Source organism: Microbacterium sp. FW305-3-2-15-F-LB2 (assembly GCF_058787255.1).
Genome location: NZ_JBYSZO010000001.1, coordinates 1,507,987 through 1,531,892 on the forward strand (window position 1 = coordinate 1,507,987; position 23,906 = coordinate 1,531,892).

Consider the following 23,906-nt stretch of genomic DNA (forward strand, 5'->3'; position numbering starts at 1 on the left):
CCTCCTGGTTCGGCGGGATGGGGTGGATGCGGCGCCCGTCGGCGCCGAAGCATCCTCGTATTCTATCCGACGCCGGGGCGTCGTGCGGCGAGGGCCACGACCTCGGCCGCGGCGCGCGAGACCTCGTCGTTGACGACCCGGTAGTCGAACTCGTTCTGGGCCGCCAGCTCGGTGCGCGCGGTGCGCAGGCGGCGGGCGCGTTCCTCGGCATCCTCGGTCCCGCGGCCGACCAAACGCTGGACGAGTTCGTCCCAGCTCGGCGGCAGAAGGAACACGAGCGTCGCCGACGGATCGGCCGCGCGCACCTGACGGGCACCCTGCAGATCGATCTCCAGCAGCGCGGTGCCGCCGTCGGCGAGGACGCGTTCGATCGGCTCGCGCGGCGTGCCGTAGCGGTGGGTGTTGTGCACCGTCGCCCACTCCAGCAGCTCCCCCTCGTCGACCAACCGGTCGAATTCGGCGTCGTCGACGAAGAAGTAGTGCTCGCCGTCGACCTCCCCCGGGCGCGGAGCGCGAGTGGTCGCCGAGACCGAGAGGTGGATCTCGGGGAAGTGCTCCTTGATGTACGCGGCGACCGTGCCCTTGCCGACGGCTGTCGGGCCGGCCAACACCACGAGGCGGCTGCGTCCCTCGCGCGGCCCGGGCTCCGGCCACCGTGCGTCGAGGTACGCGCGCAGGGCGTCGCGCTGCCGCGATCCGAGGCCCCCGAGGCGCTTCACCGGGGAGATGCCCAGCGAGACGAGAATGCGGTCGCGCTTGCTCTCCCCGATCGCGGGGATGGCGGTGAGGAACTCGGTCACGCGCATCGCCCCGGCCGCGGACAGGGGGTCGGCGAGGCCGCGACGGAGGAGTTCCTGCGGGGTGATGACGCGCGTGGAGACGTCGCGCTTGAGGGCGGCGCGCTCCCGGCGGGCGGCGACCGCCCGGCGGGAGGCTGCAGCCCGATCTACCTCGGGGGGACGGCGGGGATCAGTCATTGAGCGCCTCCCGGTACAGGTCGGCGCGTGCCGTGATCCGGTCGGCGAGCCGCGCCGGACCGACGGCCAGGACGCTGCGGCTCTCGTTGGCCACCACCGCCTTGGCGACGTAGCCGAACAGGCGGCCGAGGTCGGCGGGGTCGGCCCCCTGCGCCCCGAAGCCGGGAGCGAGGATCGGCATCCCGGCGAGCGTGATGTCACCGAGGCCGAACGCTGCGCGATCCACCGTCGCCCCGACGACGACGCCGATCGACCCGAGCGCCCCGGGAAGCCCGAGGTTCGCCTCGTTGACGTCGTGCGCCACGCGCGCGGCGACGTGCTCGTGGTCGCCGACGGCCAGAGCGTCGTCGACGATGGCACTCTGCACGGCGCGGGCTTCGGGGTTGCTCGTGGCGGCGAGGACGAACGCGCCCTTGCGCGCCCGCAGGGCGACCGCGAGCGTTTCGCGCAGCGAGTCCGCGCCGAGGTACGGCGTCAGGGTCACGGCATCCGCCTCCAGGGGTGAACCGGGCTCGAGCCAGGCCGAGGCGTAGCCCTCCATGGTGGTGCCGATGTCTCCCCGCTTGGCGTCGGCGATGACGAGGAGGCCCGCCGCGCGGGCGGCGGCCATGACGTCCTCGAGGGCGGCGAAGCCGCGGGAGCCGTAGCGCTCGTAGAACGCCACCTGCGGCTTGACGACGCCCACCCGGCCCGCGGCGGCCTCGACCACGCGCAGACCGAATTCGCGGGCGCCCTCGGGTGTGGCATCCAGCCCCCACGCCGACAGCAGGGCGGCGTGGGGGTCGATGCCGACGCAGAGCGCGCCGTGGGTCTCGAGGGCTGTCGCCAGCCGCTGACCGAACGTCTCGCTCACAGGCGGCCCGCGCGGTCGACCGCGTATTCCTGGAGGCTGCGGACGTCGAACCCGTTCTTCATCGCGCCGAGCGCGCTCACCGCCGCGCCGAGCACGGCCATCGTGGTGAACAGCGCCTTGTCGGCGGCGACGGCCGCGGCGCGGATCTCGTACCCGTCGGCCCGCGCCGTGCCCCCGCTCGGCGTGTTGACGATCATGTCGATCTCGCCGGCGTTGATGAGGTCGACCACGTTCCGCTGGCCGGAGCCCTGCGTCTCGGAGTACTTCTCGACGACCTGGACGCGGATGCCGTTGCGGGCGAGGATCTCGGCCGTGCCCTCGGTGGCCATGAGCTCGAAGCCGAGCTCCTGCAGCCGGTGGGCCGGCAGGATCACCGCGCGCTTGTCGGCGTCGGCGACCGAGATGAACACCGTGCCCGAGGTGGGCATGCCGCCGTACGCGGCCTCCTGCGACTTCGCGAACGCGGTCGGGAAGTCGCGGTCGATGCCCATGACCTCACCGGTCGAGCGCATCTCTGGACCGAGCACGGAGTCGACGGTGCGTCCGTCGGCTGTGCGGAACCGCTTGAACGGCAGCACGGCCTCCTTCACGGCCACGGGAGCATCCAGCGGCACGCGCGATCCGTCGCTCTCGGGCAGCAGACCCTCGGCGATGAGCTCGGCGACGGTGGAGCCGGCCATGATGCGGCTGGCGGCCTTCGCGAGCGGGATGCCGAGCGCCTTCGACACGAACGGCACGGTGCGGCTCGCGCGCGGGTTCGCCTCGATGACGTAGAGCACGCCGGCCGAGATCGCGAACTGCACGTTGAGCAGACCCCGGACGCCGACGCCCTTGGCGATCGCGAGGGTCGCCTCGCGGACCCGGTCGACCTCGGTGCGTCCGAGGCTCACGGGCGGCAGCGTGCACGACGAGTCGCCGGAGTGGATGCCGGCCTCCTCGAGGTGCTCCATGACGCCGCCGATGTACAGGTCGGTGCCGTCGTACAGCGCGTCGACGTCGAGCTCGATCGCGTCGTCGAGGAAGCGGTCGACCAGCAGCGGCAGCCCGGGGCCGATGATGGCCTGGTCGGCCACGCGCACGAAGTAGTCCCGCAGGGCTTCGGTGGAGTAGACGATCTCCATGCCCCGACCGCCGAGCACGAAGCTCGGGCGCACGAGGACCGGGTACCCGATCTCCTCGGCGACCGTCACGGCGCCCTCGACGTCGATCGCGGTGCCGCTGCGCGGCGCGACGAGACCGGCCTCGTCGAGCAGACGCGAGAACAGCTCGCGCTCCTCGGCGAGGTCGATGGCCTCGGGGCTCGTGCCGAGGATCGTGTAGCCGGCGGCTTCGATGCCCTTCGCGAGGCCCAAGGGCGTCTGGCCGCCGAGCTGGCAGACGACGCCGAGGATCGTGCCCGACCGGCTCTCGGCGTGGAGGACCTCGAGCACGTCTTCCAGGGTCAGCGGCTCGAAGTACAGCCGGTCGCTCGTGTCGTAGTCGGTCGACACGGTCTCGGGGTTGCAGTTGACCATGACGGTCTCGTAGCCGGCCTCCGACAGCGCGAACGAGGCGTGCACGCAGGAGTAGTCGAACTCGACGCCCTGACCGATGCGGTTCGGGCCCGAGCCGATGATGACGACCTTCGTGCGGTCGGACGGCGTGACCTCGGTCTCCCAGTCGTAGCTGGAGTAGTGGTACGGCGTGAGCGCCGGGAACTCCCCCGCGCACGTGTCCACGGTCTTGTACACCGGACGCACATCCAGGGCGTACCGGATGCCGCGCACCTCGGCCTCCTCGAGGCCCCGGATCTGCGCGATCTGGGCGTCGCTGAAGCCGTGCTCCTTGGCGAGGCGCAGGGTCTCGGCATCCAGCTCGCCGGCCTCGCGGATCATCTCGGCGACCTCGTTGATGAGGACGATCTGGTCGATGAACCACGGGTCGATGGCGGTGGCGTCGAAGGCCTGCTCGGGCGTGGCGCCGAAGCGCAGCGCCTGCTGCAGAACGACGATGCGTCCGTCGGTGGGGGTCTTCGAGATCTCGAGGAGCTCGTCGACCGACCGGGACTCCTCGCCCCAGTGGAAGCTCGACCCGCGCTTCTCGAGCGAGCGCAGCGCCTTCTGCAGGGCCGTGCTGTAGTTGCGGCCGATCGCCATGGCCTCGCCGACGGACTTCATGGTGGTCGTGAGCGTCGTGTCGGCGGCGGGGAACTTCTCGAAGTTGAAGCGGGGCACCTTCACCACGACGTAGTCGAGCGTCGGCTCGAAGCTCGCCGGAGTGACCTTGGTGATGTCGTTCGGGATCTCGTCGAGGCGGTAGCCGATCGCGAGCTTCGCGGCGATCTTAGCGATCGGGAAGCCCGTCGCCTTCGACGCCAGGGCCGACGAACGGGAGACGCGCGGGTTCATCTCGATGACGATGATGCGCCCGGACTTCGGGTCGACGGCGAACTGGATGTTGCAGCCACCGGTGTCGACGCCCACGGCGCGGATGATGTCGATGCCGATGTCGCGCAGCTTCTGGTACTCGCGGTCGGTGAGCGTCAGGGCCGGCGCGACCGTGATCGAGTCGCCGGTGTGCACGCCCACGGGATCGACGTTCTCGATCGAGCAGACGACGACCGTGTTGTCGGCCGTGTCGCGCATGAGCTCGAGCTCGTACTCCTTCCACCCGAGGATCGACTCCTCGAGCAGCACCTCGTGCGTGGGCGAGTCGTGCAGACCCGCCCCGCCGATGCGCCGCAGGTCGGCCTCGTCGTACGCGAAGCCGGAGCCGAGCCCGCCCATCGTGAAGGAGGGACGCACGACCAACGGGTAGCCGAGCTGCTCGGCACCGGCGAGGAGCTCCTCCATGGAGTGGCAGATGACGGATGCCGCGACGTCGGCGCCCGCCTCGATGACCAGCTCCTTGAAGATTTGGCGGTCCTCGCCCTTGTTGATCGCCTCGAAGTCGGCGCCGATGAGCTCGACGTCGTACTTCTCGAGGATGCCGCGCTTGTGCAGCTGGATCGCCGCGTTCAGAGCCGTCTGCCCACCGAGGGTGGGGAGGATGGCATCCGGCTTCTCCTTCGCGATGATCGTCTCGATCACCTCGGGGGTGATGGGCTCGATGTAGGTCGCGTCGGCGAAGTCGGGATCGGTCATGATCGTCGCCGGGTTGGAGTTGACCAGGATCACGCGCACGCCCTCTTCGCGCAGGACGCGGCAGGCCTGGGTTCCGGAGTAGTCGAACTCGCAGGCCTGACCGATGACGATCGGGCCGGAGCCGATGACGAGGACGGAGTGGATGTCGTCGCGCTTAGGCATTCTTCTTCGTCTCCTGGGTCGCGAGCACCATGTCGCGGAAGCGGTCGAACAGATAGTTGGCATCGTGCGGGCCGGCGGCGGCCTCGGGGTGGTACTGCACGCTGAATGCCGGGATGTCGAGGGCGCGCAGGCCCTCGACCACGTTGTCGTTGAGACCGATGTGGCTCACCTCGACCCGGCCGTAGCCGTGCGGGCTGTCGATGACGGCGTCCAGCGGCGCATCGACGGCGAAACCGTGGTTCTGCGACGTGATCTCGACGCGGCCCGTGGTCTTGTCGAGCACCGGCTGGTTGATCCCACGGTGACCGAACGGCAGCTTGTAGGTGCCGAAGCCGAGGGCACGGCCCAGCAGCTGGTTGCCGAAGCAGATGCCGAAGAACGGCAGCCCGTCGTCGAGCACCGCGCGGAGCAGCTCGACGTGCTGGTCGCTCGCGGCCGGGTCGCCCGGGCCGTTGGAGTAGAACGCCGCGACCGGCTCGATCGCGCGGATCTCCTCGATCGTCGCGGACTGCGGGAAGACGTGCACGTCGAACCCGCGGCCGGCGAGGTTGTCGATCGTGGACTGCTTGACACCGAGGTCGAGCACGGCGAGGTTGCCGATGCGCTCGGCCGTCGCACGGGTGACCTCGACCTCGGTGACCGACACCTCGGCCGACAGGTTGCGCCCGGCCATCCCGGGGGCGGCGAGGACGCGACGCAGCTGCTCGTCCTCGTCGAGGCTCACCGCGTCGCCCGAGAAGACGCCGCCGCGCATGCTGCCCGAGGAGCGGATGCGACGCGTGAGCGCGCGCGTGTCGATGCCGGAGATGCCGACGATCCCGTCCTCGACGAGGGCGTCATCGAGCGAGCGGTTGGCGCGCCAGTTCGAGACGACGCGCGAGGGGTCGCGCACCACGTATCCGGCGACCCAGATGCGACGGGACTCGGGGTCTTCGTCGTTGACACCGGTGTTGCCGATGTGCGGGGCGGTCTGCAGCACGATCTGGCCCGCGTACGAGGGGTCGGTGAGGGTCTCCTGGTACCCGGTCATGCCGGTGGCGAACACGACCTCGCCGAAGGTCTCGCCGCGCGCACCGTAGGCGCGGCCGGGGTAACGGGTGCCGTCTTCCAGCACCAGGACGGCGGGTTCGCGCGAGATGCGCGGAGGGGAGATCAGGGCGGTCATTCGTCGCTTCCTGTCGAGATGAGCGGACGGATGGCGTCGGCGAGGGATCGGGCCGAGGCATCCTGGGGTCGGAGGTAGGTGTCGACGACGGTGTCGTCGTCGATGCGCCAGCTGACGCGCGTCAAGCCGTCGCGCTCGACCACGCGGTCGATCGCGACCGTCGCCTGAGCCGCGTCGACGAGGCGGTCACGGGTGAGCGCGATGCGGGGCTGGCCCGGCAGGTCGAGGGCGATCCCGGCCGAAGTGACCGTGACGTCCACGCGGGAGCGGAACCCGAGGCCGCGGATCGCGAGGCGTTCGAGGGGTTCGCCGTGACGCGTGGTCGCGACGTACAGGCCCGTGAACACGCCCGTCTCCACGGCGCCGTCGGGGAGCTCTCCCACCGGGGCGGAGTAGCGCGCATCGCGCCGCGTTCGTCGGAGCCAGGCCACGGCCAGGACGACCAGCACCGCGACGGCGACACCGGCCATGACCAGCAGGGCGCCCTCGCGCGTCACGCGAGCACCCCCGGGGCGTCCAGCACGGCGCCGTCGACGACGGTGGGGATGCCGGCGTTCACGGTCCAGCGGACCTCTCCGGGCAGCTCGCGACCCAGGTACGGCGAGTTCTTGCTGCGACCGCGGAGGTCGTCGATGCCGAACGTTCGGGCCGGGCGCGGGTCGTACAGCGTGAAGCTCGCGGATCCGCCCGCGGCCACCGGCGTGCCGTGGCCGTCGAGACGACCGATGCGCGCCGGGGTACGGGACATCACACGGGCGACGTCGGTCCACTCCAGGAGCCCGGTCTCGACCATGGCCTGGTGGACGACGCGCAGCGCGCTCTCCAGGCCCACCATGCCGTTCGCGGCAGCGGCCCACTCGCACGACTTCGCCTCGGCGGGATGCGGGGCGTGGTCGGTGGCCACGATGTCGATCGTGCCGTCGGCGAGGCCCTCGCGCACGGCGAGGACGTCCTCTTCGCGACGCAGCGGCGGGTTGACCTTGAACCGCGCGTCGTAGTCGCGCACCAGCTCGTCGGTCAGCAGCAGGTGGTGCGGCGTCACCTCGGCGGTCACGTTCACGCCGCGCTTCTTTGCCCACCGGATGATGTCGACCGACCCGGCCGTGGACAGGTGGCACACGTGCAGACGCGAACCCACGTGCTCGGCGAGCAGCACGTCGCGCGCGATGATCGACTCCTCCGCGACGGCGGGCCACCCGGTGAGCCCCAGTTCCGCCGACACGGCGCCCTCGTTCATCTGCGCGCCCTCGGTGAGCCGTGGATCCTGCGCGTGCTGCGCGATCACGCCGTCGAACGCCTTCACGTACTCGAGCGCTCGCCGCATGATGAGCGGGTCGAAGACGCAGAAGCCGTCGTCGCTGAACACCCGCACGCGGGCGCGGGAGTCGGCCATGGCGCCGAGTTCGGCGAGACGCTCGCCCTTCTGCCCGACCGTGACCGCACCGATCGGCTGCACGTGCACGAAGCCCGCGGCCTCGCCGAGCGCGAGTTCCTGCTCGACGACGCCGGCGGTGTCGGCGACGGGCGAGGTGTTCGGCATGGCGAAGACGGTGGTGAAGCCACCCGCCGCCGCCGCGCGCGATCCCGTCTCCACCGTCTCGGACGCTTCGTAGCCGGGCTCGCGCAGGTGCACGTGCAGGTCGACGAGTCCGGGCAGGGCGATGAGCCCGTCGGCATCCACGACCGTGGCTCCGGCGTGCGAGAGCCCCGTACCGGTCTCGGCGATGACGCCGTCGCGCACGAGGAGGTCGGTGGCATCCCGTCCCTCGATCCGCGCGCCGCGCACCAGAAGGGTGTGGGAGGGGGCGTGGCTCATCGAAGGTCCTCTTTCTCGGAGTCGGTCCGCGCGCCCGCCAGCAGCAGGTACAGCACGGCCATGCGCACGGAGACGCCGTTCGCGACTTGCTCGAGAACCGTCGAGCGCGGCGAGTCGGCGGCTTCGGCGGAGATCTCCAGACCGCGATTCATCGGGCCGGGGTGTAGAACGATGCTACCGTCCGGCAGCGCGTCCAGGCGCCGCGCGTCGAGTCCGTACCGTCGGGAATACTCCCGTTCAGTCGGGAAATACGCGGCACTCATCCGCTCGAGCTGGATGCGAAGCATCATCAGGGCGTCGGGACCCTCCGCGATCGCGTGGTCGAGGTCGTAGTCGACCTCGACCGGCCATCCGCTCACGTCCTGCGGGACGAGCGTCGGCGGCGCGACGAGGGTGACGTGGGCGCCGAGGGTGTGCAGGAGCCACACGTTCGACCGGGCCACGCGGGAGTGCAGCACGTCACCGACGATCGTGACCCGGATGCCGTCGAGCCCGCGGCCGCGGCTGTCGTCGCCGAACAGGCGCTTGCGGATCGTGAACGCGTCGAGGAGCGCCTGCGTGGGGTGCTCGTGGGTGCCGTCACCGGCGTTGACGACCCCGGCGGTGATCCAACCGCTGGTGGCGAGGGTCCGCGGGGCGCCGGAGGCTCCGTGGCGGATGACGACGGCATCCGCCCCCATCGCCTGCAGGGTCTGGGCGGTGTCCTGCAGCGATTCGCCCTTGCTGACGCTCGAGCCCTTCGCCGAGAAGTTGATGACGTCCGCGCTCAGGCGCTTCGCGGCCGCCTCGAACGAGATGCGGGTGCGGGTGGAGTCCTCGAAGAAGAGGTTCACCACCGTCTTGCCGCGGAGCGTCGGGAGCTTCTTGACCTCGCGGCGCTGGGTGTCGGCCATGTCTTCGGCGACGTCGAGGATCTCGAGCGCCTTGGGGCGCGTGAGGTGCTGGGTGTCGAGGAGGTGCCTCATGACTCGATCGTCACCTCCTCGATGCCGTCGACCTCGGCAAGACGCACGTTCACGCGCTCGTCCCGGGCCGACGGGAGGTTCTTGCCCACGAAGTCGGGGCGGATGGGCAGCTCGCGGTGGCCGCGGTCGATGAGGGTCGCCAGCCGCACGGCGGCGGGGCGCCCGATGTCCTGCAGAGCATCGAGGGCGGCCCGGATGCTGCGGCCCGAGAACAGCACGTCGTCCACGAGCACGACGACCTTGCCGTCGATCCCGCCCGCGGGGATACGCGTCGCCTGCGGTGCCCGCGTGGGATTGCGGTGCAGATCGTCGCGGTACATCGTCACGTCGAGGGCGCCGACCGGCACGGCCGCTCCCCCGAACTCGCTGATCAGCGGGGCGATGCGATCGGCGAGGGTGACACCGCGCGTCGGGATCCCGAGGAGGACGAGTCCTTCCGGTCCTTTGTTGGACTCCAGGATCTCGTGGGAGATTCGCGTCAAAGCGCGGGCGATATCGGCATCGTGCATGACGGTGCGCGTACTCATCCGCTGCTCCCTTCTCCGCCTCACGGGACGGGGTTAAAGGTTGCTGTGGTTCCGGTTCGAGTGTAGCGGGTGTGGAGAACGGATGCCGGGTGCGCCGGGCTGTGCAGGAGGTGAGCCACCGCCTAGGGAGGAGATTCGGCGGGCGGAGGATGGAAGCCGCGGATGCGGTCCTCCCGCGACGAATTCTCCTCCGCTCGTGCGGTGATTCAGCCCGCGGCGATCTCGGCGGCCTTCTCCTTCGCCAGTCCCGACGGCGTCGAGCGGATCGGGTGACCGGTCGTCGTCAGGCAGCGGCCCGAGGCGAGGTCCCACTTCCAGTCGTGCAGCGAACACGTGAGGATGCCGTCCTCGATCTTGCCGGTCATGGTGAGGTCGGCGCGCAGATGCGGGCAGCGACGCTGCACGGTCCAGCCGTCGATCTCGGCATCCTCGGTCTGATCGGACTGCTCGGCATACCAGTTCTCGACGTACTCGATGCGGTCGCGCGACAGGCACTTGAGGAACGTCGTGAGGAACTCGTTGAACTTGCCCGAACGGCCCACCTCGAACTGCATGGACAGGAAGATCGAGTTCGACCAGTCGATCTCGTGGTCGCGGATGTTCGTCGAGACGAGGTCGGCGGGGATCGTGTACCAGTAGATGCACTCCTCGCCGGCGTACTCGCGGAGCTTCGCCTTCGGGAAGTCCACGACCATGTCGAGCTCGCCGATGCGGAACCGGACCATGCCACCGACGCCGTTGCGGATCGTGCGCGCGCGGCGCAGCAGCGGCTCCCACCACGCCTTCAGAGCCGCGAGCATCTCGTCCGGCGGGATGATCTCGGCCCGGGATGCCTCTTCCGCCTCGATCTCGGCCTGCCGGCTGTCGCGCTGCTCGGCGAGGTAGTCCCACTTGTCGCCGAAGATGCGGTCGATCTCGGCGTCGCTGTACAGCGTCTGGGTCACCGTCACGTCGGAACCCTGGACCTCGACTTCGGTGCCGGGGAGGAACAGGTAGCCCTTCTGGTCGGGCCGCTGCTCTTTCATGTAGGCGAGGAACTCGCGCTGGTCGGTGAAGATCGAGTCGTCGTCGAGACCCGTGCCGTTGTACCGGAACAGCGCTTCGCGCAGGAACATCGGCGGGCCCGCCATGGGGAAGACGTGCGCCGCGTCGACCTTCTCGATGTAGTGCATCGCCCGCTTGTTCTGCGCGTCGCGCTTGAGCTGGGCGAAGTGCTGCTTGGAGTCCTGGGGCAGGTCGTAGACCATGGGCCACCAGATCGCGCCGGAGACCTGGGTGAAGTAGGCGTCGGGCGTGCCGAACGACATCAGCTTCGCGAGGTCGAGGGGGTGCGAGTCGTTCTGGTTCAGGATGGATGCCGTGCCGTCATCGACCGACAGCGACGAGTCGCCGATGGGGCCGTCGGAGGGGGCGCGGAGCGGGGTGACCATGAGTTTCAGGTCGCCGAACTGGAGCGGGACACCCGCCTCGGTGCGGACGAGGTTGGTGTAGCCGAGGGCCAGGAGGTCGTTCTCGAGGTCGTCGGTCGGATACTCGGGCAGCAGGACCTTGATGTCTTTCGACACGTAGCGCTCGAGCATCGCCGGGTCGAAGTGGTCGCGGTGGCGGTGCGAGATGTAGAGGAAGTCGGCCTGGCCGAAGCGCTCCCAGTCGAGCGCGCGGTTGTCGGGGAACGGGAACCACGAGCCGAAGAAGCTCGGACCGATCACGGGGTCGCAGAGGATGCTGCCGCCCGCGGTCTCGATGAACATTCCCGCGTGGCCGAGGCCGGTGATCTTCATGTCGCTCCTGTCCGTGAGAACCCGTCGAGTCTACCCGCGGGCCGGTCGCGCGCTCGCCCGGGCCGCGCGCCGCGTCAACCGATCACCCAGCGAGGATTCCTCGGATGTCATCGGCATCCAGCGCGTTCGCGAACGCTTCGCCGTCGTCGAGCACCGCCCGCGAGAGGGCCGCCTTGCGCTGCTGGAGCTCGAGTACCTTCTCTTCCACGGTTCCCGCCGCGATGAGGCGATACACGAAGACGCTGTTGGTCTGTCCGATGCGGTGGGTGCGGTCGATCGCCTGCGTCTCGGCGGCGGGGTTCCACCACGGGTCGAGCAGGAAGACGTACTCGGCCTCCACGAGCGTCAGCCCGAAACCGCCCGCCTTGAGACTGATGAGGAACACCGGGGCGTCTCCCCCGCGGAATCCCTCCACGACCTCGCCGCGCCGGGTGGTCGACCCGTCGAGGTGGGCGTAGGCGAGGCCGGCGGCATCCAGGCGTTCCGCCGCCAGATCGAGGAACGACGTGAACTGGCTGAAGACGAGCGCGCGATGCCCCTCGGATGCCACCTCGACGAGACGCTCGAGCAGGACGTCGAGCTTCGCCGATCCGAGGGGCGCGTCGCGCTCGTCGAGGAGGCCCGGGGCGAGCGCGAGCATCCGCAGCAAGGTGATCGAGCGGAAGACGATGAAGCGCTGACGGTCGAGATCGTCGAGGAGCCCGAGTACTTTCTGACGCTCGCGCTGCAGCACGCGGTCGTACAGCTCGCGGTGCGCGGGCGCGAGCGGCACCGCGATCGTCTGCTCTTGCTTCGGCGGCAGGTCGGCGGCGACGACGTCCTTCGTGCGGCGCAGCAGGAAGGGACGGACGCGCGAGCGCAGGCGCGCCAGACTGCCGCGTCGGTGTTCGGCGGCCGCGGCGGCGGAGAGTTCGGTGGGGGCGTCGGAGGGGAGCTGCTCGATCGCGCGGACGTACTCCTCGCGGAAGCGTCGCGCCGAGGGATACAGGCCCGGGGCGGTCAGCGCCAGGAGCGCCCACAGATCGTCGAGTCCGTTCTCGATCGGCGTGCCGGTGACCGCGAACACCGAATCGGCCCGCAGCGCGGCCACGGCACGGTGGATGCGGGTCGCGGGGTTCTTCACGAACTGCGCCTCGTCGAGCACCACGCCTGCCCATTCGGGCACGGCGAACTCGGCGTCATCCGTCCGGACCACGCCGTACGGGGCGACGACGATGTCGGCTCCCCCGGCGAGCTGAGCGATCGTGCGCGTTCGACGCACGGCGGTGGCCTCGACGGTCACGACGCGCAACCCGGGCGCGAACCGCGCGGCCTCGGCGCTCCACGTCGGTAGCACGGACGTGGGCGCGATCACGAGCCACGGCCGACGTTCGCCCGCCGCCCGCGCGTGCGCGATGAGCGCGAGGATCTGCACCGTCTTGCCCAGGCCCATGTCGTCGGCCAGGATGCCGCCCAGCTTGTGCGCGTGCAGGAGCGCGAGCCACGACAGGCCGTCGCGCTGATACGGCCGCAGCTCCGCGAGGAACCCCGGCGGCGTGGCGACGGCGGGCACCTCGGAGACGTCGCGCAGCGCCCGCGCGAGGTCGCGCCACTCGACCGCGGCGGCGGATTCATCCGCGAGGTCCTCGAAGTCGCTCCACAATGCGAGGTGCCGTCGCGGGATGCGCGGGCCCGTCTCCCATTCGTCGAGTTCGGCTGCTTCTTCGAGCAGATCCCGGAGACGCTGCAGCGACGGATGGGCGAGCGAGAACCACGCCCCGTCCGAGAGCTTGATCCGTGTGCGCCCGCGCGAGAGCGCGGCGAAGAGCGTTCCGAACGGGATCGTGCGCCCGTCGATGACCACCACGATGCCGAGGTCGAACCAGTCGCGGTCGGGAGACGGCACGGCGGTGATCGTCAGCGACGGATCTCCGCGCAGCTCGCGGAACCCCGGGACGGTTCCGCGCGTGACCACCCGCACGTCGGCGAGGAGGTCGAGGGCGGGCAGCAGCCGCGTCGCGAAGACCGCCGCGTCGGCGTCGCGGAGCATCGCCCGTGCCCGCAGGGGCAGGTCGACCCGCTCGGTCCAGGTCGCCTCGACCCGGCCCGCGATCTCGGTCTCGGCGTGGGCGTCGCGCTCGCCGTCCGCGGCAGTGCCGTAGGCGGCGCGGATGCCGCCCGGGTAGACCCAGTCCAGCGCGTACTCGACGGCCTCCTCGTCGAGGTACGACGCGGTCACCTCGAGAACGGGCAGCGGAGGCGGCGGAGCGGGGACACCCGGGGCGACGGCAAGCGGCACTCGACGCGCGAGCCTCGGGTACGTGTCGGCGAGGAACTCCCCCGCGTCCTCCGGCGGTACGATGACCGGCCCGTCGGTCAGCAGCGACGGCAGGGGCGACGGCAGGGCGACAGGGGCGAGGACGAGCGGCACCGGATCGCGGTCGATCTCGAACGTGAACACCCCCGCCGTTCCGAGGGGCCGCACGGAACCGGCATCCATCGCCTGACCCTCGATCGCGATCGCGGCCGCGAGGCGGAGCGCGCCGCCGTCGCCGGGCTCGACGGACACGCGCGCGGTCGCCTCCTCCGCGAGCCGGACGCTCTGCTGCGGATGCATCGACACGAGAGGGATGCCGAGGTCCCTCGCCGCGCGAAGGTGCGGCCACAGCAGCGGCGAGGTGATCGCGTCCAGGCCGACGGTGTCGCTGGCCGCGACGAACGGACCCGTCGTGCGCATCGCCTGTGCGAGGGCGTGGAGTTCGGCGAACCACCCGACGTGGGCGGGATCGAAGCGGCCGGTGGATCGACGGACCGTGTCCCACGTGGCATCCGCCCGGATCCACGTCTCGCGCGCGCCGCGCACGAGCGGTCGCGCGACGAGCTGCAGGTCTTCCTGCCGCCGCGCGAGCATGCGGGGCGTGACCGGATCGATCGACCGTGCCTCCCACCGCGCCGGGTCGTATGCCTCGCGCTGGCGCAGCTCGACGCCCAGGGCGAGAGGCTCGAAGCCGGGACGCTCGGCGTCGGGCAGGAGGCCGCGCCAGTCGCTCATGCCGCGATCCTGCCGCGAAGGTCCGACATCGCCGGGCTTCCGCCCCGATCCGGTGTCGGGGTCACGAGGAGGTGTGAGCCTCGATAAACGCGGTCCGTGACGAGAAACGGGCTGCCCTCGCGTTTCTCGTCACGGACCGCGTTTATCGGCGGACGAGGAGGTCGCGACGCCCGCCGGTTGCCCGTGCGCGTCGGCACACGCCACCACGCGACCCGCGAGGAACGCGAGCCGCGTCGGAACACGTCGGCGGAACTCAGGACGAGCGGGCGATCCGGGCGAGGACGCCGTGCACGAACGAGCCGGAGTCGTCGGTCGAAAACTCCTTCGCGAGCTCGACCGCTTCGTCGATCGCGACCGCGGTCGGCACCTCGTCGTTGTACAGGATCTCCCACGTCCCGATCCGCAGGAGGGCACGGTCGACGGCGGGCATGCGCTGGAGCGACCAGTCCTTCGCGAACGTCGTGATCTGCTCGTCGATCACGTCGCGGTTGTCGATGACGCCGTCCACGATGTCGCGGGCGTAGAGCCACGACGCCTGACGATCGGGCTCGGACGCTGCACGCTTGGCCTCGACGGCCAGCATGACGGGGAGTTCCTCACCGCGAACGTCGGCCTGGAAGAGGATGTCGAGGGCGCGCTTGCGCGCCTTGGTACGGGCGCTCAAGGTCAGCTGATGCGGCCGAGGTACTCGCCGGTGCGAGTGTCGACCTTGATCTTGGTGCCGGTCTCGAGGAACAGCGGGACCTGCATCTCGTAGCCGGTCTCGACGGTGGCGGGCTTGGTGCCGGCCGACGAGCGGTCGCCCTGCAGGCCGGGCTCGGTGTAGGTGACCTCGAGCACGACGGACGAGGGAAGCTCGATGTAGAGCGGGTTGCCGTTGTTCAGCGCGATCTGCACCTGCTGGTTCTCGAGCAGGAAGTTCGCGGCGTCACCGACCGTCGCGGCGCCTACGGTGATCTGGTCGTAGTCGGCCACGTCCATGAAGACGAAGCCTTCGCCGTCGTTGTAGAGGTAGGTGAAGTCGCGGCGATCGACGTTCTCGATGTCGATCTTGGCGCCGGCGTTGAACGTCTTGTCGACGACCTTGCCCGACATGACGTTCTTCATCTTCGTGCGGACGAACGCGCCGCCCTTGCCGGGCTTGACGTGCTGGAACTCCACGATGCTCCAGAGCTGACCGTCGATGTTCAGGACGACGCCGTTCTTGATGTCTGCGGTGGATGCCATGAGCTTCGATGTTCCGTTTCGTGAGTCGGTGGGGCGTCGCGTCGGCGCTCGCCCAGCGATCCAGTCTACGCGATGGGTCGCTCAGCCGTCGGCGCGGCCGCTGATGACGTCGACGAGCAGGTCGACGGCGCGCGCATACCCGGGAACGCCCTCCCCGATGACGTGGACCACCGCGACCTCCTCGATGTAGGAGAAGTGCCGGAAGCTCTCGCGCTCCTTGATGTTGGAGATGTGCACCTCGGCGACGGGAAGCGCCACGGATGCCAGAGCGTCACGGAGCGCGACGGACGTGTGCGTGAGCCCCCCGGCGTTGATCACGATGCCGGCGCAGTCGAGGCGGGCGGCGTGGATGGCGTCGAGGAGCACACCCTCGTGATTGCTCTGGATCGCGCGGAGCTCGAGCCCGTGGCGACCGGCGGCTTCGGCCGTGACGCGCTCGACGTCGGCGAGGGTGTCGCGTCCGTAGATCTCGGGCTGGCGCGTCCCGAGCAGGTTGAGGTTCGGACCGTTGACGAGGAGGAGGCGGCGCGGCGTGCTCACCCCAGGCACGCTATCAGCGCCCCCGCTGCGCGGTCAGTCGCACCGGCGCCGTGCCGGCCGCGAAGCCGCTGTACCCGCCGATGCGCTCGACGAACTCGAGGAACACCTCGCCGATGGTCCGTGTGTAGAAGTGCAGGTACTCGCCCTCGGCATCCCGGTCGTAGGCGAGGTGCAGGTCGCGCAGCTCCTCGACGAAACCGTCCGGCAGGTCGAAGCGGGCGGCGATGTCGTCGTAGTAGTTCGCCGGCATGGTCAGGGCACGGAACCCGCGAGCGCGAGACGCGCGAGCGAGTGCGCGCACGTCGGTGCAGCGGAACGCGGCGTGCTGCGGCAGAACGGATCCTTTCTCGCTCCCCCGCTCCGTGAGGATCGGCGGCGCCACGTTCAGCGGGATGCGGATCGCTCCGTTGGGGGCGGTGAGCACGCGGCTCTCGACCAGCCCTTGGGGTCCTGGAACGTCGGTACGGCTGTCGAGGGTCAGGGCGAACCCGGCGGTGTAGAACAGGGTCGACTCCTCCACCACCTGCCACGGCTGAGTCAGGCTGATGTGGTCGACACCGAGGATCGGGCTCTCGCGCGGCGGTTCGCCGTGCTCGAACTCGCTCACCCACGCGGGGTCGCCCTCATCGGCCGCCTGCGCCCAGTAGACCTCGGTGCCGTCGGGCGCCACCGCGCCGTCGAGCCGTTCTTCCCTGGCGTAGGTGCGCCGGTACGCCCGCGGCACCCGCAGGTCGTGCATGCGCAGGTCGACCGCCTCGGCGTCGTCGACCTCGAAACCGATCGCGGCGAGTTGCGGCACGCGGCCGCGGGCGTGCTGCTCGTTGAGGATGACTCGGGCCTCCCCCGCGGTCCAGAGCGTGACGGGCTTCGTGCGGTGGCGACCGCGCGGGGTGAAGCCGAGCTGAGCGAGCAGCTCCTCCACGTCGGACGTGTCCTCGGCGAGGATCTCGACGAAGTCGACCTCGGACGGCGCCGCCGAATCGGGCAGCATCTCGATGTCGGGGCGCTCGGCGACGGCATCCGGGGCGATCCGGGCGACCGCGTCCTCGAGCCACCGGAGGGACCGCCGCGCGTGCAGAGCCGTGCGTCGGGGGTCGGTCTGCCGGAACGTGTCGTTGAAGACCTCCAGCGACCACGGGCCCGTGTATCCCGCCGCCACCACGCGAGCGGTGAAGTCGGCGAGGTCGAAGCCTCCCTCGCCGGGGAAGAGCCGGTGGTGGCGGCTCCACGACAGCACGTCCAGGGTCAGCAGCGGCGCGTCGGCGAGCTGCACGAAGAAGATCCGGTCACCGGGGATGTCCGCGATGCCTGCGGGGTCGTGGCCCCGCGAGAGCATGTGGAACGAGTCGAGACAGATCCCCACGGCGGGGTGGTCGGCCTTCTCGACGATGCGCCACGCGCGACGGTAGTCGTCGACGAAGCGGCCCCACGCGAGCGCCTCGAAGGCGATCCGGATGCCATATCGCTCGGCGAGGTCGCCGAGGCGCCGGAGCTGGCCGGCCGAGACGTCGTCGTCGTCGATCGTCGCCGACGCGACGTTGCTGCAGCACAGCACGAGATCCATGCCCAGGCGGCGCATGAGGCGGAACTTCGCCTCGGCTCGTCGGAGCACGCCGCTGAACGTCTCCTCGTCGACGCCCTCGACGTCGCGCAGGGGCTGGTACAGGTCGAGGCTCAGCCCGAGACGCGCGGCCAGGGCGGCGATCTCCTCGGGGCTCTCGGGAGCCGCCAGGAGGTCGGGCTCGAAGATCTCCACGCCGTCGAAACCGGCGTCGGCGCAGGCGTGCAGCTTGTCGACGAGAGTCCCGCTGACGCACACGGTCGCGATCGAGGTCTTCATGGGCGCCGAATGTACCATCCGGTACATAGCCCGTCCACTAGTCTGGGCCGATGCCCGAGGTCCGCCGAGACGCCGAGCGCACCCGCGCCGAGCTCCTCGCCGTCGCCACCGAGGTCTTCGCCGAAGACGGCTACTCCGGCGCCCGTGTCGACGAGATCGCGGCCCGCACGCGCACGACGAAGCGCATGATCTACTACTACTTCGGCGGCAAAGAAGGCCTGTACCGGGCGGTCCTCGAAGAGGCGTACCGCGGCATCCGTGAGGCCGAACGCGGCATCGACGTCGACCACTCCGACCCCGTCCAAGCTGTGCGCGCGCTCGCCGAGGTCACGTTCGATCACCACGTGCAGCACGACGCGTTCATCCGGCTCGTCGCGATCGAGAACATCCACCGCGGCGAGTTCATCCGTCAGATCGACGGTCTGCGCGAGGCGTCGAAGCCCGCGCAGGACGTTCTGGACGAGATCCTCCAGCGCGGTCGCGCCGCCGGACTCTTCCGCGAGGACGTCGAAGCGATCGACGTGCACCTGGTCATCAGCGCCTACTGCGTCTTCCAGGTCGCCAACCGCTACACGTTCGGCCACCTCTTCGACGTGGATCTCGCGGAGCCCGCTCGTCGTGCCCACCTGCGGACGGTCATCGGCGACGTCGTCGTCGGGTGGCTCACCGCCCCCGCGGCCTGACGCGCGTCGACGCGCGTTGTTGACACGCGTCGCTCGTCGTGCTTTTCTGTGAACGTACCGGTTAGTACATAACGCGAGAGCGTCGCCGACCGGGATCCGGAGACGAAGGAGTACCGTGATCGACTCGCACCCCTACCTCGTAGGCCTCATCGGCGCGGGGGTCCTGCCCTCGCTCACCCCGCCGATGCACATGGCCGAGGCGCGGGCGCTCGGTCTGACCTACGTCTACCGGCCGATCGACCTCCCCACCCTCGGCATCGAGCCCGAGCGCATCGGCGACGTCCTCGCGTGGGCCGAACGCCTCGGCTACGACGCCGTCAACGTCACGCACCCGTGCAAGCAGAGCGTCCTGGCCCATCTCGATCGGATCGACCCCGTAGCCGCAGCGCTCGGCGCCGTGAACACGGTGCTGTTCACGCCCGCCGGACGCATCGGCTACAACACCGACACGACCGGCTTCGCCGCGGCATTCGGCGAGGGGCTTCCGGATGCCGCCACCGACCGCGTCGTCCAGCTCGGCGCAGGCGGGGCCGGGTCGGCCGTCGCCGACGCGCTGCTGCGTTCGGGCACGGCGCACCTCACCGTGGTCGACCTCGACACGCAGCGCGCGGGGGCACTCGCCGACGACCTGGCGGCGCGGCATCCGGCCGCCGTCGTCGCAGCCGCCGCCCCCGCCGATCTCGCCGCGGTCCTCGCCGGAGCCGACGGACTCGTGCACTGCACACCGATCGGCATGGCGGAGCACCCCGGACTCCCCCTGGATGCCGACCTGCTGCGACCCGACCTCTGGGTCGCCGACATCGTCTACCGGCCGCTCGACACCGAGCTGCTGATCGCGGCGCGCGAACGTGGCTGCCGCACCCTGAGCGGCGGACGCATGGCGGTCCACCAGGCCGTCGACGCCTTCGCCCTCATCACCGGGACGCGACCCAACCCCGACCGCATGACCGCGCACTTCCTCGACCTCGTCGCCGCCGGCGACGTCCTCGCCCGCTAAGGAGCACACGTCCATGACCACCACCGCAACGACGCGGAAGACTCCCGTGAAGGCCGCCGCCGCGAGCTTCATGGGCAGCGCCGTGGAGTACTACGACTTCTTCCTGTTCGGCTCGGCGGCCGCGCTGATCTTCCCGACGGTGTTCTTCCCGTCGGGTGATCAGGCGGCGCTGGTGATGTCGTTCGCGACCTTCGGGTTCGCATACGTCGCGCGCCCCGTCGGCGCTGTCATCCTGGGTCACTTCGGCGACCGCATCGGCCGTCAGAAGGTGCTGATGTTCACGCTCCTGTTGATGGGCCTGTCGACGTTCATCATCGGATGCCTCCCCGGCTTCGCGCAGATCGGGTGGTTTGCTCCGGCCCTGCTCGTGGTCTGCCGCCTGATGCAGGGCCTCTCCGCGGCCGGCGAGCAGGCGGGCGCGTCCTCGCTCACTCTCGAGCACGCGCCCGAGAATCGCCGCTCGTTCTTCACGTCCTGGACCCTGACGGGAACGCAGGGTGGGCAGATCCTCGCGGCGCTCGTCTTCATCCCCGTCGTCGCCCTCCCCGACGACATCAAATTCAGCTGGGGCTGGCGCGTGCCGTTCTGGCTGAGCGCGGTCGTGGTCATCGTGGCGTTCTTCATCCGACGGAGCCTGCACGAGACCCCCGAGTTCGAAGAGGCCAAGGCGACCGGACAGATCGCCCGGATGCCTCTCGTCCCGCTGCTGCGCGACCACTGGCGCGACGTGCTGCGCGTGATCTGCTGCGCGTTCATCGCCGCCGTCTCGACCGTGTTCGGCACCCTCGCGATCGCATACGGCAAGGAGCAGGGGCTCGACGCGAGCGTGACCCTGTGGCTCGTGGTGGTGGCCAACATCGTTGCCCTCGGCACGCAGCCCCTGTTCGGTCAGCTCGCCGATCGGATCGGCCGCAAGCCCGTGTTCGTCTACGGGGCGCTGTCGTCGGCGGTCTTCATGCCCTTCTACATCCTGTCGATGGGCGCCGGGAACACCCTCGTCACGTTCGCCCTCGCGATCCTCACGTTCTCGTTCGGGTACGCCGCGGCCAACGCGGTCTGGCCCTCGTTCTACGGCGAGATGTTCTCGACGCGGGTCCGCTTCTCGGGCATGGCGATCGGCACGCAGCTCGGCTTCCTCATGGCCGGCTTCGCACCCAGCATCGTCGCGGCCCTCGGTGGGAGCGGCGAGAACGGCTGGATCGTGATCAGCGTGTTCACCGCGGTCATCGCGATCATCGCCGCGCTCAGCGCCCTCACCGCCCGCGAGACGAAGAACGTTCCCACGGCGCGTCTCGGCCTGGTGGCCGAGGAGCGCGTCCCCGCGAACGTCTGACCCCGGAACGTCGACGGCCCCGTCTCCCGAGGGAGGCGGGGCCGTTCGCGTGAGCGGAGACTACGCGCCGACCTCCTGGTACGCCGCGAACAGCAGCGACTCGTCGGGGGCCTGCAGCACCGTTGGACGCGCCAGATCGTCGAGCACGATGAAGCGCAGCATGCTGCCGCGGCTCTTCTTGTCGCGCTGCATCGTGGCCTTCAGCGTCTGCCAGGCGCCGGCGCGATAGGTCGTGGGCAGGCCCAGCGACTCGAGCACGTCGCGGTGGCGCTGGGCGACGTCGTCGGACAGGCGCCCGGCCAGGCGCGAGAGCTCCGCGGCGAACACCATGCCGACCGAGATCGCGGCGCCGTGGCGCCACCGGTACCGCTCGGCGTGCTCGATCGCGTGGCCGAGCGTGTGACCGTAGTTCAGCACCTCGCGCAGGCCCGCCTCGCGCAGGTCTTCGCCGACGACGCGCGCCTTCATGTCGATCGCGAGCTCGATGCACCGGCGGAACGCGTCGCCGCGGGGGTCGACGATGTTCTCGGGGTCGGCCTCGATGAGATCCAGGATCTCGGGATGCCAGATGAATCCCGCCTTGACCACTTCGGCGAAACCGGCCGTCGCTTCGTTCTTCGACAGGGTGTCGAGCAGATCGAGGTCGCAGACCACCGCGACCGGCGGCCAGAACGCGCCCACCAGGTTTTTGCCCTCGGCGGTGTTGATGCCGGTCTTGCCGCCGACGGCGGCGTCCACCATGCCCAGCACCGTCGTCGGCACCTGCACGAGCGCGACGCCGCGGAGCCACGTCGCGGCGACGAACCCCGCGAGGTCGGTGACGGCTCCCCCGCCGAAGCCGATGACGGCATCCGTGCGGGTGAAGTCGGCCTGGCCCATGACCTGCCAGCAGAACGCCGCCACCTCGACGCGCTTGCCCGCTTCGGCATCCGGGATCTCGGCGAGCAGTACCTGCCGGTCGCCGACGAGCTGCGCGCGCAGAGCCTCGGCCTGCGCCGCCAGGGTCGGCGGGTGCACGATGAGCACCTTCTGCGCGTTCGCGGGCAGTCTCTCGCCCAGGGTCGCGAGCAGGCCTCGCCCGATCGTGATGTCGTAGCCGGGGTCGCCGGCGACGGAGACGGTGGTGGTGTCGGTCATGGGGTCTCCTGGGCCGGGACGCGTCGCGCCCAGGCCACGATGTCGTCGACCACGCCGGCGAGAGGGCCCGACGACGTGTCGAAGGCGATATCGGCGGCCGCTTCGTAGATCGGTCGCCGTTCTTCGTAGATGCGGAGCCAGCGCTCCGCCGGGTCTTCGCCGCCCAGGAGCGGCCGCTCATCGCCGTGGATCCGGGATGCCACGACGTGCGGCGCCACGGTCAACAACACGACGCGATGATGGGTCAGGCGCTCGCGCGTCACGGGGTCGAGTACGGCTCCCCCGCCGAGCGCGACGACACCGCCACGATCGAGCGCCTCGGCGACGGCGTCACGCTCGACCGCGCGGAAGTGCGCCTCGCCGTGCGCGAGGAACAGATCGCGGATGGGTCCGTGATCGCGCACGACGATCTTGTCCGTGTCGCTGAACGTCTCGCCGAGGGCGCGCGCGACGCGCCGGCCGACGCTGGTCTTGCCCGCGCCCATCGGTCCGATGAGCACGAGTGCGCCGGTGCCGGCCTCAGCCGAGGTCATGCGCGAGCAACGCCGCGTCGGAGGCGTCGGTGGTGCGCAGCGTCTCGGGCAGGTGCGCGAGGTACGACTCGAGGTTGCGGCGCGTCTCGGCGACGTTGTCGCCGCCGAACTTGTCGAGGACGGCGTCGGCGAGGGTGATCGCGACCATCGCCTCGGCGACGACACCGGCCGCGGGCACGGCGCAGACGTCGGAGCGCTGGTGGTGCGCGGCGGCCGTGTCGCCCGTCGCGACGTCGACTGTGCGCAACGCGTGCGGGATCGTCGCGATGGGTTTCATGCCCGCCCGCACCCGCAGCACGGTGCCCGTCGACATCCCGCCCTCGGTGCCTCCGGCGCGGTCGGAGGAGCGGGTGATGCCGTCCTCGGTGGCGAACAGCTCGTCGTGGGCCTGCGACCCTCGGCGCGTCGTGGTGAGGAAGCCGTCGCCGACCTCCACGCCCTTGATCGCCTGGATGCTCATGAGGGCCTGGGCGAGCTTGGCATCCAGTCGACGGTCCCACTGGACGTGCGACCCCAGCCCCGGGGGCAGGCCGTAGGCGAGCACCTCGACGATGCCGCCGAGGGTGTCTCCGGCCTTCTTCGCGTCGTCGACCTCGGCGACCATCGCGGCGGAGGTCTCGGGGTCGAAGCAGCGCAGCGGATCGGCGTCGAGGAGGTCGACGTCGTCGGGCGTCGGCAGCGCGGCGTCCTCGGGTACACGCACCGGACCGATCGACAGCGTGTGGCTGACGAGCCGGATGCCCAGCTCGGCGAGGAACGCGCGCGCGACGGCGCCGAGGGCGACGCGTGCGGCGGTCTCACGTGCGGACGCGCGCTCGAGAATCGGCCGTGCCTCGTCGAAGCCGTACTTCTGCATGCCGACGAGGTCGGCGTGGCCCGGGCGCGGGCGCGTGAGCGCGGCGCCGCGACCGCGCGAGCGGTCGGAGAGTTCGACCGGCTCGGGGCTCATGACCTCGACCCACTTCGGCCATTCGGTGTTGCCGATGCGCAGCGCGATGGGGCTGCCGATCGTGAAACCGTGCACGATGCCGGTGGAGAGCGTCAGCTCGTCTTCCTCGAACTTCATCCGTGAGCCGCGGCCGTAGCCGAGCTTGCGACGAGCCAGATCCGCGCGGATCTGCGCGGGAGAGATCGGGACACCGGCCGGCATCCCCTCCATGAGGGCGACCAGTTCGGGGCCGTGGGATTCCCCGGCCGTGAGCACGCGAAGCATGCCC

At 70.4% G+C, this 23,906-nt stretch carries 20 protein-coding genes; 3 read left to right on the plus strand and 17 right to left on the minus strand.

What is annotated here, in order from left to right:
* Nucleotides 1-62: 62 nt before the first annotated feature.
* From gmk to AC3WLZ_RS07405, 14 genes are all read right to left on the minus strand, one after another.
* A complete protein-coding gene (gene gmk, locus AC3WLZ_RS07340) occupies nucleotides 63-977 on the minus strand; it encodes a guanylate kinase (RefSeq protein WP_412924431.1) in 915 nt (304 codons plus the stop codon).
* On the minus strand, nucleotides 970-1,830 hold the full coding sequence (pyrF, locus tag AC3WLZ_RS07345) for an orotidine-5'-phosphate decarboxylase (RefSeq protein ID WP_492469603.1): 861 nt from the start codon (nucleotides 1,828-1,830) through the stop codon (nucleotides 970-972). Before pyrF ends, gmk begins: the two co-directional genes overlap by 8 nt.
* Nucleotides 1,827-5,114 (minus strand): carbamoyl-phosphate synthase large subunit, encoded by a 3,288-nt coding sequence (gene carB / locus AC3WLZ_RS07350; RefSeq protein ID WP_492469604.1) that lies wholly within the window; start codon nucleotides 5,112-5,114, stop codon nucleotides 1,827-1,829. Before carB ends, pyrF begins: the two co-directional genes overlap by 4 nt.
* Nucleotides 5,107-6,279: a glutamine-hydrolyzing carbamoyl-phosphate synthase small subunit gene (carA, locus tag AC3WLZ_RS07355; protein WP_492469605.1), complete on the minus strand. Its 1,173-nt coding sequence runs from the start codon at nucleotides 6,277-6,279 to the stop codon at nucleotides 5,107-5,109. Before carA ends, carB begins: the two co-directional genes overlap by 8 nt.
* Nucleotides 6,276-6,776: a PH-like domain-containing protein gene (locus tag AC3WLZ_RS07360; protein ID WP_492469606.1), complete on the minus strand. Its 501-nt coding sequence runs from the start codon at nucleotides 6,774-6,776 to the stop codon at nucleotides 6,276-6,278. Before AC3WLZ_RS07360 ends, carA begins: the two co-directional genes overlap by 4 nt.
* On the minus strand, nucleotides 6,773-8,095 hold the full coding sequence (locus AC3WLZ_RS07365) for a dihydroorotase (protein ID WP_492469607.1): 1,323 nt from the start codon (nucleotides 8,093-8,095) through the stop codon (nucleotides 6,773-6,775). The genes AC3WLZ_RS07360 and AC3WLZ_RS07365 overlap by 4 nt, the downstream gene beginning before the upstream one ends.
* Nucleotides 8,092-9,060, minus strand: a complete 969-nt coding sequence (locus AC3WLZ_RS07370) for an aspartate carbamoyltransferase catalytic subunit (RefSeq protein WP_412924437.1) — start codon at nucleotides 9,058-9,060, stop codon at nucleotides 8,092-8,094. The genes AC3WLZ_RS07365 and AC3WLZ_RS07370 overlap by 4 nt, the downstream gene beginning before the upstream one ends.
* Nucleotides 9,057-9,587, minus strand: a complete 531-nt coding sequence (pyrR, locus tag AC3WLZ_RS07375) for a bifunctional pyr operon transcriptional regulator/uracil phosphoribosyltransferase PyrR (RefSeq protein ID WP_412924438.1) — start codon at nucleotides 9,585-9,587, stop codon at nucleotides 9,057-9,059. Before pyrR ends, AC3WLZ_RS07370 begins: the two co-directional genes overlap by 4 nt.
* Nucleotides 9,588-9,793: 206 nt before the next feature.
* Nucleotides 9,794-11,368, minus strand: a complete 1,575-nt coding sequence (locus AC3WLZ_RS07380; RefSeq protein WP_492469608.1) for a Rieske 2Fe-2S domain-containing protein — start codon at nucleotides 11,366-11,368, stop codon at nucleotides 9,794-9,796.
* 82 nt (nucleotides 11,369-11,450) lie between these two features.
* Nucleotides 11,451-14,399 (minus strand): DEAD/DEAH box helicase, encoded by a 2,949-nt coding sequence (locus AC3WLZ_RS07385; protein ID WP_492469609.1) that lies wholly within the window; start codon nucleotides 14,397-14,399, stop codon nucleotides 11,451-11,453.
* Between the two features lie 253 nt (nucleotides 14,400-14,652).
* Nucleotides 14,653-15,063 (minus strand): transcription antitermination factor NusB, encoded by a 411-nt coding sequence (gene nusB / locus AC3WLZ_RS07390; RefSeq protein ID WP_412924441.1) that lies wholly within the window; start codon nucleotides 15,061-15,063, stop codon nucleotides 14,653-14,655.
* Between the two features lie 2 nt (nucleotides 15,064-15,065).
* Nucleotides 15,066-15,626, minus strand: coding sequence for an elongation factor P (efp, locus tag AC3WLZ_RS07395; RefSeq protein WP_412924442.1), 561 nt, complete (start codon nucleotides 15,624-15,626; stop codon nucleotides 15,066-15,068).
* Between the two features lie 81 nt (nucleotides 15,627-15,707).
* Nucleotides 15,708-16,166, minus strand: coding sequence for a type II 3-dehydroquinate dehydratase (locus tag AC3WLZ_RS07400; RefSeq protein WP_412924443.1), 459 nt, complete (start codon nucleotides 16,164-16,166; stop codon nucleotides 15,708-15,710).
* 13 nt (nucleotides 16,167-16,179) lie between these two features.
* Nucleotides 16,180-18,006, minus strand: coding sequence for a sugar phosphate isomerase/epimerase and 4-hydroxyphenylpyruvate domain-containing protein (locus tag AC3WLZ_RS07405; RefSeq protein ID WP_492469610.1), 1,827 nt, complete (start codon nucleotides 18,004-18,006; stop codon nucleotides 16,180-16,182).
* Nucleotides 18,007-18,056: 50 nt separating this feature from the next.
* Between AC3WLZ_RS07405 and AC3WLZ_RS07410 the strand changes: the two genes are divergently transcribed.
* The 3 genes from AC3WLZ_RS07410 (at nucleotide 18,057) to AC3WLZ_RS07420 (ending at nucleotide 21,019) form a co-directional block, all read left to right on the plus strand.
* Nucleotides 18,057-18,689 carry a TetR/AcrR family transcriptional regulator gene (locus AC3WLZ_RS07410; RefSeq protein WP_412924445.1) on the plus strand — a complete coding sequence of 211 codons (633 nt, stop codon included), beginning with the start codon at nucleotides 18,057-18,059 and terminating at the stop codon, nucleotides 18,687-18,689.
* 115 nt (nucleotides 18,690-18,804) lie between these two features.
* On the plus strand, nucleotides 18,805-19,686 hold the full coding sequence (locus AC3WLZ_RS07415; protein WP_492469611.1) for a shikimate dehydrogenase: 882 nt from the start codon (nucleotides 18,805-18,807) through the stop codon (nucleotides 19,684-19,686).
* Nucleotides 19,687-19,699: 13 nt separating this feature from the next.
* The gene (locus tag AC3WLZ_RS07420) at nucleotides 19,700-21,019 is read left to right on the plus strand and encodes an MFS transporter (protein ID WP_412924447.1); all 1,320 of its coding nucleotides are present in this window, start codon (nucleotides 19,700-19,702) and stop codon (nucleotides 21,017-21,019) included.
* Nucleotides 21,020-21,079: 60 nt separating this feature from the next.
* Here AC3WLZ_RS07420 and aroB read toward each other — a convergent pair whose 3' ends face one another.
* From aroB to aroC, 3 genes are read right to left on the minus strand one after another with little or no spacing between them, the layout of a single operon-like run.
* Nucleotides 21,080-22,156, minus strand: a complete 1,077-nt coding sequence (gene aroB / locus AC3WLZ_RS07425) for a 3-dehydroquinate synthase (protein WP_492469612.1) — start codon at nucleotides 22,154-22,156, stop codon at nucleotides 21,080-21,082.
* Nucleotides 22,153-22,689 (minus strand): shikimate kinase, encoded by a 537-nt coding sequence (locus AC3WLZ_RS07430; RefSeq protein WP_492469613.1) that lies wholly within the window; start codon nucleotides 22,687-22,689, stop codon nucleotides 22,153-22,155. The genes aroB and AC3WLZ_RS07430 overlap by 4 nt, the downstream gene beginning before the upstream one ends.
* Nucleotides 22,676-23,902: a chorismate synthase gene (aroC, locus tag AC3WLZ_RS07435; protein WP_412924450.1), complete on the minus strand. Its 1,227-nt coding sequence runs from the start codon at nucleotides 23,900-23,902 to the stop codon at nucleotides 22,676-22,678. The genes AC3WLZ_RS07430 and aroC overlap by 14 nt, the downstream gene beginning before the upstream one ends.
* Nucleotides 23,903-23,906: the final 4 nt, after the last annotated feature.

Bases quoted from the DNA above. Each gene is read 5' to 3' on its own strand.
- AC3WLZ_RS07420 (WP_412924447.1), top strand. From the start codon at position 19,700: ATGACCACCACCGCAACGACGCGGAAGACTCCCGTGAAGGCCGCCGCC.
- AC3WLZ_RS07405 (WP_492469610.1), bottom strand. From the start codon at position 18,006: ATGAAGACCTCGATCGCGACCGTGTGCGTCAGCGGGACTCTCGTCGAC.
- pyrR (WP_412924438.1), bottom strand. From the start codon at position 9,587: ATGAGTACGCGCACCGTCATGCACGATGCCGATATCGCCCGCGCTTTG.
- AC3WLZ_RS07430 (WP_492469613.1), bottom strand. From the start codon at position 22,689: ATGACCTCGGCTGAGGCCGGCACCGGCGCACTCGTGCTCATCGGACCG.
- efp (WP_412924442.1), bottom strand. From the start codon at position 15,626: ATGGCATCCACCGCAGACATCAAGAACGGCGTCGTCCTGAACATCGAC.
- carB (WP_492469604.1), bottom strand. From the start codon at position 5,114: ATGCCTAAGCGCGACGACATCCACTCCGTCCTCGTCATCGGCTCCGGC.
- AC3WLZ_RS07380 (WP_492469608.1), bottom strand. From the start codon at position 11,368: ATGAAGATCACCGGCCTCGGCCACGCGGGAATGTTCATCGAGACCGCG.
- aroC (WP_412924450.1), bottom strand. From the start codon at position 23,902: ATGCTTCGCGTGCTCACGGCCGGGGAATCCCACGGCCCCGAACTGGTC.
- AC3WLZ_RS07370 (WP_412924437.1), bottom strand. From the start codon at position 9,060: ATGAGGCACCTCCTCGACACCCAGCACCTCACGCGCCCCAAGGCGCTC.
- carA (WP_492469605.1), bottom strand. From the start codon at position 6,279: ATGACCGCCCTGATCTCCCCTCCGCGCATCTCGCGCGAACCCGCCGTC.
- gmk (WP_412924431.1), bottom strand. From the start codon at position 977: ATGACTGATCCCCGCCGTCCCCCCGAGGTAGATCGGGCTGCAGCCTCC.
- AC3WLZ_RS07385 (WP_492469609.1), bottom strand. From the start codon at position 14,399: ATGAGCGACTGGCGCGGCCTCCTGCCCGACGCCGAGCGTCCCGGCTTC.
- aroB (WP_492469612.1), bottom strand. From the start codon at position 22,156: ATGACCGACACCACCACCGTCTCCGTCGCCGGCGACCCCGGCTACGAC.
- AC3WLZ_RS07410 (WP_412924445.1), top strand. From the start codon at position 18,057: ATGCCCGAGGTCCGCCGAGACGCCGAGCGCACCCGCGCCGAGCTCCTC.
- AC3WLZ_RS07365 (WP_492469607.1), bottom strand. From the start codon at position 8,095: ATGAGCCACGCCCCCTCCCACACCCTTCTGGTGCGCGGCGCGCGGATC.